The 14,135-nt window shown below is 48.1% G+C and carries 9 protein-coding genes and 1 pseudogene; 7 read left to right on the top strand and 3 right to left on the bottom strand.

Translation table 11 applies throughout. The features are described 5' to 3' along the window. Positions 1-61 precede the first annotated feature (61 nt). Positions 62-1,024: pseudogene (locus tag AC0YN3_RS24205) on the top strand (sigma-70 family RNA polymerase sigma factor); the annotation flags it as partial. 66 nt (positions 1,025-1,090) lie between these two features. Beyond that, positions 1,091-1,516, top strand: a complete 426-nt coding sequence (locus AC0YN3_RS24210) for an SRPBCC family protein (protein ID WP_475777503.1) — start codon at positions 1,091-1,093, stop codon at positions 1,514-1,516. A 280-nt stretch (positions 1,517-1,796) separates the two neighbouring features. Here the strand turns inward: AC0YN3_RS24210 and AC0YN3_RS24215 are convergent, their stop codons facing one another. After that, positions 1,797-2,183, bottom strand: a complete 387-nt coding sequence (locus tag AC0YN3_RS24215) for a hypothetical protein (protein WP_475777504.1) — start codon at positions 2,181-2,183, stop codon at positions 1,797-1,799. A 590-nt stretch (positions 2,184-2,773) separates the two neighbouring features. Between AC0YN3_RS24215 and AC0YN3_RS24220 the strand changes: the two genes are divergently transcribed. Genes AC0YN3_RS24220 through AC0YN3_RS24230 form a run of 3 tightly spaced genes read left to right on the top strand, consistent with a single transcriptional unit; the run spans position 2,774 to position 5,787 of the window. Continuing rightward, entirely contained in the window at positions 2,774-4,345 is a 1,572-nt protein-coding gene (locus AC0YN3_RS24220) for a spore germination protein (RefSeq protein ID WP_475777569.1), read from the top strand. Between the two features lie 33 nt (positions 4,346-4,378). Continuing rightward, entirely contained in the window at positions 4,379-5,560 is a 1,182-nt protein-coding gene (locus AC0YN3_RS24225; RefSeq protein WP_475777505.1) for a Ger(x)C family spore germination protein, read from the top strand. Continuing rightward, on the top strand, positions 5,557-5,787 hold the full coding sequence (locus AC0YN3_RS24230) for a hypothetical protein (protein ID WP_475777506.1): 231 nt from the start codon (positions 5,557-5,559) through the stop codon (positions 5,785-5,787). The genes AC0YN3_RS24225 and AC0YN3_RS24230 overlap by 4 nt, the downstream gene beginning before the upstream one ends. Here the strand turns inward: AC0YN3_RS24230 and AC0YN3_RS24235 are convergent. Together AC0YN3_RS24235 and AC0YN3_RS24240 are read right to left on the bottom strand one after the other, a co-directional pair. Further along, on the bottom strand, positions 5,776-6,876 hold the full coding sequence (locus tag AC0YN3_RS24235; protein ID WP_475777570.1) for a GerAB/ArcD/ProY family transporter: 1,101 nt from the start codon (positions 6,874-6,876) through the stop codon (positions 5,776-5,778). The two genes, AC0YN3_RS24230 and AC0YN3_RS24235, sit on opposite strands and share 12 nt — an antisense overlap. A 138-nt stretch (positions 6,877-7,014) precedes the next feature. Continuing rightward, positions 7,015-7,542 carry a superoxide dismutase family protein gene (locus AC0YN3_RS24240; protein WP_475777507.1) on the bottom strand — a complete coding sequence of 176 codons (528 nt, stop codon included), beginning with the start codon at positions 7,540-7,542 and terminating at the stop codon, positions 7,015-7,017. Between the two features lie 369 nt (positions 7,543-7,911). Here AC0YN3_RS24240 and AC0YN3_RS24245 point away from each other — a divergent pair, with 369 nt between their 5' ends. Then, positions 7,912-11,559, top strand: a complete 3,648-nt coding sequence (locus tag AC0YN3_RS24245) for a glycosyl hydrolase family 28-related protein (protein WP_475777508.1) — start codon at positions 7,912-7,914, stop codon at positions 11,557-11,559. Between the two features lie 163 nt (positions 11,560-11,722). Next, positions 11,723-14,068: a helix-turn-helix domain-containing protein gene (locus AC0YN3_RS24250; RefSeq protein WP_475777509.1), complete on the top strand. Its 2,346-nt coding sequence runs from the start codon at positions 11,723-11,725 to the stop codon at positions 14,066-14,068. Positions 14,069-14,135 lie beyond the last annotated feature (67 nt).

Raw genomic sequence — 14,135 nt, forward strand, 5'->3', positions numbered from 1 at the left:
GGCTGCCGGATGATTCGAATATGATGGAAGGAGCACGTTTCATGTAGAGCGACCCAAGGAGGCGAAGATGAACGAAGCCGTTTTTGATATGAAGTTATTTGAGAGCTACAAGCCAGGGTTAACCTCGTATTGTTATCGAATGTTGGGATCGATTGATGATGCGGACGATGCTGTACAGGAAGCCTATATTCGGGCATGGCAGAGCTGGGATGGATTCAGGCAGGACTCATCCATTAAAACATGGATATACCGCATAGCGTCGAACCTATGCCTGGACAAGCTGAGGCAAGCGAAGCGCCGTAGGCTTCCCGTTGACTTGTCCGACCCGGCGGTCAAGATTGTCGAACCGAAAGAAACGCTGCCAAATTCATCCTGGATTTGGCCCTCACCCGAATTCGGAGAAAATCCGGAAGATGCTCTCGTTCGCAAGGATACCCTTCAGCTCTGCTTTATCGCACTCTTGCAAACGTTGCCACCTCGTCAACGAGCGGTTCTTATTCTGAAGGATGTCTTTGAATGGTCTTCGAAACAAATTGCGGAAACGTTGGGAATGTCGACGGCAGCGGCGAACAGCGCCCTGCAACGAGCAAGGGAGACGATGGAAAGAACGCGGCTTCGCTCCGACGAATTTAGTAAGATGGATGTCCATCCCGACCAGAATCTTCTCTCGAGGTATGTGGAAGCGTTTGAGCAATTCGATATCCATGCGCTTGTGTCGTTGTTCCATGAGGAAGGCTGTATGTCCATGCCGCCTTTCGCTATGTGGATAAGCGGGCAAGAAGATTTGTCCGCGTTTTTTGCACTTACGCGCTGGCATTGCGAGGGGTCCAAATTTTTGCCAACTACAGTGAATGGCGGTTATCCCGCTCTGGCGCAGTATGTGCCGGGTAAGGAGTCATCCGTTCTGGTACCTTGGGGCATTCACGTGATTGAAGTGAAAGGTAATCGGTTATTCCATGTTCAAAATTTCATAAATGAAAAATTATTTTCCCGATTAGGGCTTCCGGAGCAAATAGACCGATGAATTCGGAGATTGGCATTCGTCTATATTAGTGAGAAATAAAATTCCCGTAAAGAGGTGTCCTTCACAATGGAAACAAGCAATCCAACGAGAGTAACCGTAGAGACCGTCATTCAATCCCCTTTAGCAAAAGTATGGAGTTATTGGACGGAGCCGGACCACATTACGAAGTGGTATCAACCTTCCGAGGAATGGCATGCGCCAAGAGCCGAGAACGACTTGCGGGCCGGCGGCGAATTCCTGACAAGGATGGAAGCGAAGGATGGCAGCATGGGTTTTGATTATAGCGGAATTTACGACGAAGTGAGGCTACATGAAACGATTGCGTACACATTGGGAGACGAACGGAAAGTGGATATTGCGTTCGTCGATCAAGGGGAGACCACTAAGATCATTGAAATCTTCGACGCCGAGAGCACTAACCCCGTTGAATTCCAACAGGCGGGTTGGCAAGCGATTCTGGATAGCTTCAAACGATATGCGGAAGCAATATAAGATTAAATCGAGGCGCCCATTAGGGCGCCTCTTTCAACGTATAGGATAATAAGACGAGTTTTTATCGATAATTGACGAAGACCATGGATTAAGCGGACGGGACACGATACTTCAAAAAAAACACGTAAGCAGCCGACCACAATGAGCGGCTGCTGCAATACGCTAACGGATAGGATAGTTTTTCGATAACCATGCGGGTAAAATAACCCAAAATATGGAGGTTATTTCCCACGTGGTGGAATGACAGAATCTAAATGTTAGGTGATACACTCAATAACGCTTACCGCTCTAATCTTTCCACTTCATCATCATGTAAAGCTGCTCGACGCTTTAGAAGTTCATATGTTTCGTTCCACTCGTCAGGGTATCTTGTCCTTTGAATTTGCTTATTCAGCTCCACAAGAGCATGCTCTACTCTATTTCTAAATTGTTTCCATACCATCTTAGCTTTGTAATAGTCACCGTTATTACGAGTAGCATTCACTACGTCATAGCAGAGTTTATCTTTTCTGGAAATCTCCATACTGATTTCATCAACTTTAAATAGAATTTCTCTTTTGAGTTTGGCGTCATTCTCCATAGTTGCGATCATTTCTGCCATAATAGAAAGTATATGGTGATTATTTTGAACGGAGTGATTGATACTATCAGCGAGTTGGATAGTCATAGATTTTCCCCTCCTAGTAACGGGAATAATTTTATAAAGTGCTGTTATATAATACTGTTCGTTAGAAGGGACGTTTTTTAGTCACAAAGTAAGTGATAAAGAATTAAATCATTTCTGGATTTCGTTATGCAGTGAGACAATAGCACAATTCATCAAGGCTGCTGGCATTATCGGTAAGTTGAATCAAAAAAAAGACTTTTAAGTTCAATAAAGAGGTATATGGTTAGAAGGTAGGATAAGCGAAGAGATGCAAATTCATGTGTCTCTAAATAAAACATGGTGCTTACTAGGACAATCGGTGAAATAGTTGAAATTACGTCTAATCAATCAGAATTTGAGATTTCTTGATCAGATTTCGAAGAATTAGAGTTAAATGAGGGTACGCGAATGAAACGGTTAATGTGAAAAGCAGCTGAACCTATATGCATAGGCTCAGCTGCTCTTTTTATTAATCGAGAAACCAATTCCTTGTTTGACCTGCCCGAGACTATGGCCTTCTCAAGCTTTAGCATATTATTTCCGAATAATGGGAAGATATAAATATCGCTTTTTCTGGGGAGGTTTATTCAGTGAAAAGGTTTAGGAAATGGATGCAGATGAAGCCCGAGTATCCAACTATACCGGAGAATTATCATTCTGAAGATGAAGAGAGCCCCAAGCTAACTTTGGATTTAGAGCAAAATGAATTGATTTTCAAACGTATTTTCAACAACAGCTCCGATATCGTATTTCGTAAAGCCGGAATGGCTGAACAAGCGCAATGGCTTGTCATATTCCTCGCAAGTTTAGTTGATGAACAGATGATTGACGAACATATATTGAAACCTTTGATTTCCAATACGACAAAACATAAAGAGTTAGATGCACAAGCAGAGGAGCTGGATGACCGGATGATCTCCGCAGCGTCAACGAGCTTGTCATCAAACGTCGCCGAGATTGTTCGCCATGTGCTAAAAGGTCACGCTATCGTTCTTACGAGAGCGGACAGCAATGCGATGATGGTTAAGGTTAATGGCCATAAACAGCGAAGCTTAGACGAACCTTCCTCTGAACCCGTTGTTCGCGGCCCGAGGGATGGATTTATCGAGAATATCTCTACGAATATAGGGTTAATACGGAGCAGAATTAAATCATCGAGGCTGAAAATGGAATCCGTTACGCTCGGTGAGCTTTCTCAAACGGAAGTCATCCTCACGTATATCGTGGGTATCGCTTCCGAATCACTTGTTGAGGAAGTTCGAAAAAGAGTATCCCGCATTGAAATCGACGGAATACTTGACTCAGCCTATATAGAAGAATTTATCGAGGATAATCCGTATTCTCCGTTTCCGCTCTTGCACAATACGGAGCGGCCCGATGTTGTAGCGGCAGAGCTATTGGAAGGGAAAGTAGCGATTCTTGTTGATACGAGCCCGTTTGTATTAGTTGCCCCTATGACCTTCTGGACCGGGCTTCAGGCAAGCGAGGATTATTACGTGCGCTGGCCGATCGCAACATTTGTACGTTGGATTCGATTGATTTTCACGATCATTGCGATATTTGCGCCTCCCCTGTACGTTGCGGTAACGACCTTCCATCAGGAAATGATTCCGACTAATCTCGTTTTAAGCCTCGCGTCCTCCAGAGAGGCTGTTCCGTTTCCGGCATTAATTGAAGCCCTGTTAATGGAAATCATATTTGAGGCATTGCGGGAGGCAGGGATCCGATTGCCGAAACAAATCGGCCAGGCAGTTAGCATCGTAGGTGCGTTGGTCATTGGACAGGCTGCCGTGGAAGCGGGAATCATATCTGCTCCAGTTGTCATCATCGTATCGATCACTGGTATTGCGGCATTCACGATTCCGCGTTACAGTTTTGCAAACGGAATTAGATTGCTCCGATTTCCGATGCTTTTTTTGGCGGGAACGCTTGGGCTTTATGGCATCGTGCTTGGGTTTTTGGGCATTCTGCTGCATGTTGCAATGCTTCGATCTTTTGGCGTTCCCTATTTTACGCCAATCGCACCGCTTACCCTCACGAGTTTGAAGGATGTCATTATCCGAGCGCCGATATGGGCTAGGACACGCCGTCCGCATGCGACGGCAATGAACAATTCGGTTCGTGAGCCGGCAGGCCAGAAACCAAGCCCATCCCAAGGGAAACAGCCGTCGGAGAACAATTAGGCATCTCGAAGTGTCGAAGAAAGGGACTTGAATATGAAACTATTTCTATGCCTCGGGCTATTATTCGCCGTATTGATCACAAGCGGCTGTTGGGACCGTACGGAAATCAACGATCTTGGTTTTATTTTGGGCGCGGCATTTGATTTATCCGATGAGGGGGAGTATTTATTATCGTTACAGATTGCCATCCCTTCTTCCGGTCGGGGCGGGATTGGGGGCGGAGGGAGCGGCCAGCAGGATACATTTTTTGTCTTATCGGCCGCTGGAAAGAATGCCAATGAGGCGTTTTATAAAATTCAAAATAAAAGCTCCCGCAAGTTGTTCACCGCTCATCGGAGCGTTATTTTTATAGGCGAATCGTTAGGTAGGCACGGGATTGATGATATTCTCGATGTTTTCAGTCACGATCCGCGTCAACGGTTGAAAACCTACATCATGATTGTAAAGGGCGGAAAAGGGCAGGACGTTCTCCTAACAAAATATCCTTTTGAACATGTGCCTACCGAAGCAGTAAAGGAGATGGAAATATCGGGAAGCGGCTTGGCCGTTACCTTGCGTGACTTTTTTATAGCAGCATCAAGCGATGGCATCAGCCCAGTAATGGGAGTCATAGCGCCTGAGAGCTTTTCGGAAGTCGCAAAAGGAAACAAAAATAAAATATTCAATTTATCCGGAACGGCTGTGTTTAAAGATTTGAAATTAATCGGTTTTCTAAACGATACGGAAACGAGCGGGTTGATGTGGGCTACGGACCGAATGAAGTTTGGCAGAATAAACGCCGATTTACCTGATAGCGGCGGAACGGTGGGAATCGTTTTGTCTCATGCAGAGCGAAAAATGACCTCAGAGGTAAGCGGGGATAAAATCAAGGTTAACATTCAACTGCAAGGGCAAGGAAGCTTTGTCGAAAATAATACCCGTTTGGATATTAGCCGGCCTCAAAATCTTCTGCTTGTACAGAATGCCTTGGAGAAATCGGTTGAGCAACAAATCACGAAGGCATTAACCAAGATCCAAAAGCGATACAAAGTAGACAGTGCGGGTTTCGGCCAAGAAATACACCGCAATAAGCCAAAACAGTGGAAAGCATTAAAGGATCAATGGGATAGCAAGTATCCCGAGGTCGATATTTCGGTCGGTGTTAAGCTGAGTATTAACGGAGCCGGGATGGCAGGTCCTCCCCTGCAATTGAAAGAAAAGGAGACCATAAAATGATCATATATATAGTGGGATATGTGCTTTTTTTGGCGGTATGGGCTGTTGTTAGAATACAAGCTTTATCGAGTAAGGAAAAACACAAAGAAGCAGCGGTTTACGGTAGTTTAATGGGCGTATCCGCTATATTGGGTTCTTTGCTAATCGCACGAATAAATCTGCCAAGCTTTACGGTACCGGCCAAAATGATATTGGAGCCCATCGGGAAAATGCTATTAAAGCAGTGATTTACGCGTTTTTCTTTTTAAAGTATCAATCATTAGAAGCGACAACGGCAATAGGCTTTGGTTAAAAAACGCCAAGAGCGGGAAAGTAAATGCGAGATAGTTCAAAAGCTCCGACGCGTTCTTGAATATCCATGCCGACCCGATGAGCGACAACACCGACATTGGAAAAACGATATCTCGATAGTTTCGGATTCCGAAAAGCTGGCTGACGCATAAGCATAAAATAAACAACGATACCGCTACCTTTACGAAACATCCCATTACCCAAATAGAAACAGCGAGTGCCTCCAGACGTTCAAAGGAGCCAGCAATCCCGATATATTGGATCACGCTTAAGAAGGAATAGGTCAGTTTGCCCGTTAACGGGCCGAGGACCGTGATGGTAAGCATAATGACGGTGATAATAAGCACGGAAATACCGGCAAGCGCAATTAACGAAGCTTTGCGTGCCTTTTTAGGCTGATTCAAATAAGGGAGGAGCCATCCAAGTATAAATAGCTGATTCATAAATCCGCCTGCTGGACTCACTGAACCTTGCAAAACGGGGATGATGCCATCTCCTAAAATAGGCTTTAGCTGGTTGGCGTCCCCTTGCACGGCCGACAGAACTAATAAAGGGATCAAAAAAAACAGGATGATGATGGTGAGAAATTCATTGCATCTCGCGATAACCTCAATCCCCGCAATAACGGCAATGCAGCATAAAATCAAGAACGTCAGACTCGCTACGATCGGAGGGCTTTTTGGCAATAAAAGCGTGTTAATAAATCCAGAATGCTGCATGATAATCGTTGAAATCGATACAAACCAATAATAAATGTAGTTGATTCCTAGTAATCTGCCTAACCACTTACCGACGATTTTGGATCCATATTGCGTGATCGTCAATCCGGGATAACGATTCGAGAGCGTAATCATCACATAAATACTTAGCAAGCCCGTCAGGGATGCAGGTATAATCGATATCCATGCGTTTTGTTTGCCGAACATCACCATAATCCCGGGAACCGTTAAAATAATCGTGGAAATAACAAACGTGATTAGTAAAAAGCCAAGCTGGGTTCCCGTAATTTTCTCTGTTTCTTGCATCTTCACACACTCTCTCCTTGCCTCATAGAGGTTGTTCCAAGTATTTACTTTCCGGTATTCATATATACGTTAATTGAAAAGGAGAGAACAGCGACCGCTGCTCTCTCCTTTTTTCACGCCTTCTTCCACTTCCTTGGCTTAGCTGATTATCCCGCATGCTATGCGGTTGCCTGAATTTCCCGAAGGATCGGTCGTATAGTCATCGGCTTTCTCGTGAATGATGAGCGCCGTTCCGCCTTCCTTTAGCAGGGAGTTTGGTTTGTCTTTCAGCAGCGTAACGTCGGCGCTGGCGATGTCGGCAATGACTTTGCCATTTGCGCCTACCTCAATATTCGGAAGATCTCCGTTGTGATAGCCTTTAGGGTTGTTGAAGCCATGCTGCTTGCCGCCGGGATTGAAATGATCGCCTGCCGATTTGAAGTCAGGCGTATCGCATTTGCCGGCACTATGAAAGTGCACGCCGTGTTTGCCGGGGGAGAGCCTCTCTGCTTCGATATGTACGAACACTTTATCCGCCTTTTGTACGAGCTGGGCCGATCCGATCTGCTTACCTTCACCATTGATGATCGGGATCAGCAGGGCAGTTGGCTCGGAGTTGGACATAGCCGCAGCACCGGCAGCCTGCGTGAGAAGCAGCAAACAAACAATCATGATGATTTTTTTCATCTTATCCTCCTAGTTTATGACAATCTGGGGATAGGATGCGCAGACTTCATTCTTTTATGCATAAAAAGGAAAAAAATATAGGTCATAGACATCTGAGTATCATCCGATAGACGCGTTACATCTCTTGGATCGGCGAAGGGATTAGATCTGTTTAAGTCTATGAATAGGCGTAAACAGTGACTTGAATATTGATCATTGATCTGGAACGCGCATGTCTTTAATGTGAGGGGAGCAGCAAGAATGCTCATCGAGATTGAAATGAAAGCGGTTGCAAGCGTGGTTTTATTTCAATAAAAAGGGGGTGAATCATTTCGGTTGCTGCCGATTGAACGGGGTCCAATAAACGTATTGAAAAGGAGAGAATAACAAATGAATGCTCGAATCGGTATTCGAAAGAGCCAGAAGGGGCTGGCAGTGCTTATCGCTGCTGTCTTGCTGTTGACGATGATATTTCCAATCGCAGCGCAGAAGGTCGGAGCTGCCGCCGGTGAGCTCCCCGTCGTCATCCATGCCACATGGAATGTCGCACCGGGAGACGTAGTCGGGATATATGGAGGACAGTTAAACGATTCCGCGACCGAAGTAAAAGCATTGCCTCTTAGCTTGGGGCTTCCGATCGATCCAAGCAACGCAACGGTTCAGCTTCAAGTGGTTAAAGCAGAGGACCAGCTCATACAAGCCGTAATGCCCGATTCTGCACCGGCAGATGCATATGCCGTATGGGTTGTCACAGCGGAAGGAAGCAGCGAACCGTTCTGGTTCAATCGTGCGGAGCCTTTCTGGATTTCGGATACGACAGCATATGAAGGACAAGCCGTTCGGTTGTTTGGGCGCAACTTCGCGGATCCCGCAAGCGGCACTTCTTCCGGAACTGCGGTGGTTCTTATCAACAAGGCCGATGCAACAAGGCATGCGGCGACAGTGAATACGGCCGACGCCTACACAGCAGACTTCACCATTCCATCGACTGCGACGGCAGGCGAGTATCAGGTTGAAGTGTCGAACGGCGCAGGGGGAGCAGCAAGCAGAGCCGTTCTGGAGAACGACCAGTCATTGACCGTCATCGCGTCCAACGCGAGTGCGGCTTCGCTCTCTTCCAGCTTAGGGCTGTCCGTGCATTGGCTGACGGAAATTCCGCATACGCAGCAATATGATGTTACGGCCTTCGGAGCTGTGGGAGATGGAGTGATCGATGATACGGCTGCCATTCAAGCGGCTCTTGACGAAGCCGATGCGGACGGTGGAGGAATCGTTTATTTGCCTGCGGGCACCTACTCCTTCTCATCGCTCTCGCTGCCTAGCCGTACGATTCTAGCAGGCGCAGGAAAAGAATCGACGGAGCTCGTATATAACGGGCTAGCCGTTCCGAATTATCCGCGTTCGATTCTTCCTAGAGAGTCGTTTACCGTTCGGACTTACGGCGAAGCCGAAAAGCTCATTTTCAGCGACGGCAGCTTCTCCGGCGTAGCGAATCTGGGAATTACGAGCGATATTATTCGCCCAGAGACGGATACGCGTCGAAGAATTCACGGCTATGTCGTACCGATTGCGTTTCTCGGAATCGCTAGAGGCGGACATGATGCGTACGGAAGCGAGCCTATTCCAAGCAATTCAGCTGGATATTTGGTCAAAAACGTGCATGTCGAGATCGCGGACGGCTCGGGAGTAGCCGTGTACAGCAAAGGAATAACCGTAATCGAGGACTCGGAGTTTCAAGTTACGCATGGCGGTCTAGAATCCGATAATAAGCTGATTCGTTATCGCGGCAACGAGGTTAGCAATATGATGCGCCCGGGGACGCATATAGGGGAAGGGCGCGCCTGGTATGAAGGAAATAAGTTAACTGGAATCGATTATGAGACGTACGTGCCGGAAGTAGGCTTCCGGTTCAACGAATCAAGCGGGGCGATTGAGCATCGTTATGGCGATTTCCCGCAAGCAGAAAGCTATGTAGCAGGCAACCATACGGAAGGCGTATTCGGCTCTGCTACGGGCAATGAAGGGGAGGGTCTGCTGTGGCAGGGGCAGGCACGGCTGAAATACAGCAAGGCGACCGCTGCCGGCGAGCAGACGCTAACCGACACGGCAGCCGTGTTCACCTCTGCTTACGTAGGCAAGGAAATTACAATTACAAGCGGAAAGGGACTCGGACAACACAGAAAGATAACGGCTTTTACCGTAAACGAGCTCCAGGTTGACCGCGAGTGGGACATCGTCCCCGATTCATCCAGCGCGTACACGGTTGATGTGGCTGCAGCCACCCATAATATCGTCATTGATAACGTACTGGAGGGACAGACGAACAAAGGCGGCATTATGTTCTATACCAAGGATTACGACAACATTATCGAAGGAAATACGCTAACCCATTCGGGAGGCATCTGGCTGGCAGCGAATCAAGAAAATAATGGGCTGCGAGCAGACTACTCCTACTTTACGCTGGTCAAAAACAATACGCTGAGCGGAAGCTCAAAACCCGGCCATGGACAAGGGAATACGCTCGCGATCGGTCCTGGAGTAGATGGAGGAATTGTTGCAAAGCCGGATCCGGCCTTGCCATCGGTAGGCATCTATGGAAACGAGATTCGCGGCAATACGCTTACTTCCATCGGGAAGGATACCCCTTACAGCGGTACTTTTCAAGAAAGCTATGTGACGCGAAGCGGTATTGTCGTCTCGACGCCCGGGCAGATCAGCTATCCAATGGCGTTAGGTATGATCGTGGAAGGCAATCAGGTCCGCGATGCTTATGCAGGCGTGCATTTGGCTAATAGCTCCTATCACACGCTGCTGGCTGAAAATGATTTTAGCGGGAACGGCACTCTGTTTGCCGATAGCGGGAGCGTCGGCACGCAGCTATGGAACGGTTCACAGCTTGTTCCTTACATGCCGCTCGGTCAAGCCAATCAGCAATTGGACGGTTCGGTGCGCATAGTTTGGACCGCCGTTCCGCTCGCAGCCTCGTATACCGTAGCGCGCTCCGTCTATAAAGAAGGGCCTTTCACCGAATTGGCAACCGTTACCGGAAGCGTGTACGTGGATCATGCAGCCGGAGGAACTCCCTATTTCTATAGGCTGACAGCCAAGGATGCAGCCAATGCGGAAGGCGCTTCGAATCTGCTTCAGGCCAAGCTTCGGCTTGCTCAGCAAGGGGCGTTTGATACGACCGGCCGCTCGTTCCAGCTTGTTGTCCGGGATGGTATCGCATATGTTGCGGACCGAGACAGCTTGAAGGTACTGGACGTTACTGATCCTGCGAACATACAGCCACTCAGCAATCTTGTTCTCGGCGGAGCAGCGATGGATTTGTTCCTCGAGGGAGACCGTTTGTATGCGACAGACAGCGGAATGCTCTATGTTATCGACGTATCTGATCCGGAGCAGCCGGTCGTGATTGGCAGTAAATCGGTTCAAAACGCAGGTGATCTAACCGTTGCGAATGGATTAGCCTTCGTAGCCAGAGGCACGAGCGGACTCGCCATCTATAATGTTTCTGTCCCGTCTGCCATCGTACAGGTGAAGCAGATTAGCAGCATCGGGAACATAGCAGGCGTCCATATAACAGGAAACTATGCATATGCCGCAGCGTCCTCTGCTGGTGTTCATGTTATTGATATAACGAATCCGTCGGCGGCTTCTGTCGTGGGGACCTATTCTTCGGTCATTTCCGCTAGAAATGTAATAGTCAGCGGCGATTATGCTTATGTAGCCGATTCGCTCAATACGGGCACAGGGGGATTATTAATCCTTGACGTAAGTACGCCGAATGCGCCTGCTTTCGTCAGCCGTCTAAACACGGAATCAGCCTCTGTGGACGTTGCGCTGCTTGGTAGCTATGCATTCGTAGGCGGTTACCTCAATAAGATGATGGTAGCGAATGTGCAGAACCCGGCCGCACCTGCATGGACAGGCGAAATAACGACGCCTAACAACAGCGTGTTCGATACCGTCATTGATAACGGACTCATTTACATGGCCAACAGCAATAACGGGGTTAAAATATTTGCCGTGGAATAGTTCTGCGTCCTAACTATTAGAAACGAGAGCTCCCGGGATTCCATTCCTCGGGAGCTCTTTGCAATCCCTTGAAACGCAAGCCGCTAGCTGTTTTTCAAGAATTAATCATCGATTTATCATGCTGTATCCTGTATACTTTCCGATGATTGGAGGAGGAAAGCGAATGCAAACAATTCAACAGCTTTGGACCGAAAAAATATGGCGCTTGCGCATGGTTACGGTGCTGCTCGCGTTATCCATTCTCCCCGTTCTCGGATTTGGCACGTTCGTTTATTTTATGGGAGCCGATATAGTCAAATCGGAAACCCATCGCTCTTCCTTTACCGTAATGACCCAGATGAGCAAGCAAATGGACGCGGCGCTCGATCAAATTGAGCAGTTTACGACCCAGCTTGCGATGCAGACGAACTTAATTAACTTAACGAAAATAAAACAGTCTCCGGGACTAGGTACGCTAATTACCAGCAATGATTTAAGAAACGATCTCAATGCTTTTGTCGGATCTGTTGAAGGCATAGATTCCGTTGATTTTTACCACTTTGACCAAGAACTCATCATTTCCTCAAGAGGCATATTTTCGCTGGATAACGGCTATTACAAAGATTTGTCATGGATGCCGGACATTCATCAGGCAGAAGCAAGCAAGCTCCAAAGCTTCTGGATCGCGCCCCGCAACGCTGAAGGAATAGACAAGCAGCAGAGCAAGGTCATCACGCATGCACGGCTGCTGCCTATTCTTTATTCCGACGCGAAAGCTGCCTTGCTCGTCAACCTGAAGCTGGATTATGTGCGCAGCTTAATCGGTCCGATGCCAACGGATTCCGCGGGCTCGATTCTGGTATTCAACGCGCAGCAGGAGGTTATTGTGCAGGAAGGCAGCATGGGGCTGGAAGACGAATACCGCGAGAAGCTCGCCTCGCTGATCCGGGAGAAGCAGGAGACGGGCGACGACGGCTGGGACAAGAAAACCTACCGTCTGTTCGAGCCTGAGCAATTCGTCACATTCAAGAAATCGCAGAGCAACAATTGGGTGTATGCAATGTTGATACCGGTTGATTCTGTTAGTCAAAGCACGCTTCTGCTTAAACGAATTATTATCATCAGCACGGTTGTACTTTCTTTGCTTGCGCTCATTACGGCGTATTTCAGCTTCTCGAAGCTGCAAACGGGCGTTCAGCGGCTGCTGCGTTTGTTTGACTCGGGTACTCCCGGCGACAAGAGGAATTCAGCGCCGCAGCAGCATGATTACTCGGGACAAGTCCAATACATAGCAGACAATATTACGCATCTTATGAATGAAGTCGTAGAGGTGCGTGCTTCATGGAAGGAGCAGCTGCCGCTGCTGCGGGCCCATTATTTGCTGTCTGCCATCGTAGGCAATATGAGCTCGCTCGATAAGCTGGTCGAGCGATACAACAAGGAGTTTGAGCTGTTTCAGTCACCGCTGTTTGCCGTACACATCGTCGAGATGGATGCCGGCGGCAGCGATGCCAGATTCTCGGACGGAGACGCTCCCTTATTCCTGTTCGCGGTTTCCAATATCATTAATGAGCTGTTTGAGCAGAAATCCCGCGTGGAGACCGTCATTACCCATGACCATGTCATCGTTATTTTCAATTTGCCAGCCGATGCCGGGGAAGCGTTCGTGGATGAGGCAGCCGAGCAAATTCGGAAGGAGATCAAGCGATATACGCGCCATACGGTCACGATCGGAACGGGAAGCTGCGTCGATCAATTCAGGGAGCTGTCCGTCTCTTATCATGAAGCGCTGCGAGCATTGCGGTTGAACTGGCTAAAGCTCGGCGACAAGGTGCTGTCAGGCGGAGCAGGAGGCATTCAGACGAACAAGCTGGTCAGCTATCCTTCTTTTGCGGAGGAGGAGCTGCTTGAACACATCCGTAAAGGCGACCGAGCCGGCGTTCCCGCTGCGCTGCACCGTTTCACGGCAGAGCTTTCCAAGCATTCGCTCGCTTTTCATATGACGAAAACCTATTATTTGCAGCTGCTCGTAGCCATGATACGGCTCGCGCAGGAATACGAGGAGGATCTCGGCCTCGTCTTTCATGGAACGAACCCGTATGATGCTTTCTTTAAGCTGGCCGACCAAAGCAGAATGCTCGACTGGTTCGGGCAATCGATCGTTCCGCCGATAATTCAGCTGATCCACTCCTCCAAAAAACAACGGAAAGAGGAGGTTGTTGGCAAAACCTTCCGAATGGTAGAAGAACGATACGCTCAGGATCTCTCCCTGCAGCTGCTTGCCGAGGAGCTGCAGATGAATCCTTCCTACGTGAGTCTTATCTTTAAAGAAGAGACAGGCGACACATTCATTAATTACGTAACGAAATACAGAGTAGGCAAAGCAAAGGAAATGCTGGCGGCAACGGAGCTGACGGTAACGCAGATAGCGAAGGAAGTCGGATATGCGAATGCGCAGCATCTGATCCGCGTATTCAAGAAGCTGGAGGGCTGCACGCCAGGCGAATACCGTTCTTCCGCGCCGCAGTAAGCGGAAACCAACCTTCAAAACCTGATTATTGAACTGGAATGCGCTTCATTCTACGATGGGCTTACCG

The sequence above is a fragment of the Paenibacillus sp. J22R232 genome (assembly GCF_056269165.1).

Bases quoted from the DNA above. Each gene is read 5' to 3' on its own strand.
- AC0YN3_RS24210 (WP_475777503.1), top strand. From the start codon at position 1,091: ATGGAAACAAGCAATCCAACGAGAGTAACCGTAGAGACCGTCATTCAA.
- AC0YN3_RS24215 (WP_475777504.1), bottom strand. From the start codon at position 2,183: ATGACTATCCAACTCGCTGATAGTATCAATCACTCCGTTCAAAATAAT.
- AC0YN3_RS24220 (WP_475777569.1), top strand. From the start codon at position 2,774: ATGCAGATGAAGCCCGAGTATCCAACTATACCGGAGAATTATCATTCT.
- AC0YN3_RS24225 (WP_475777505.1), top strand. From the start codon at position 4,379: ATGAAACTATTTCTATGCCTCGGGCTATTATTCGCCGTATTGATCACA.
- AC0YN3_RS24230 (WP_475777506.1), top strand. From the start codon at position 5,557: ATGATCATATATATAGTGGGATATGTGCTTTTTTTGGCGGTATGGGCT.
- AC0YN3_RS24235 (WP_475777570.1), bottom strand. From the start codon at position 6,876: ATGCAAGAAACAGAGAAAATTACGGGAACCCAGCTTGGCTTTTTACTA.
- AC0YN3_RS24240 (WP_475777507.1), bottom strand. From the start codon at position 7,542: ATGAAAAAAATCATCATGATTGTTTGTTTGCTGCTTCTCACGCAGGCT.
- AC0YN3_RS24245 (WP_475777508.1), top strand. From the start codon at position 7,912: ATGAATGCTCGAATCGGTATTCGAAAGAGCCAGAAGGGGCTGGCAGTG.
- AC0YN3_RS24250 (WP_475777509.1), top strand. From the start codon at position 11,723: ATGCAAACAATTCAACAGCTTTGGACCGAAAAAATATGGCGCTTGCGC.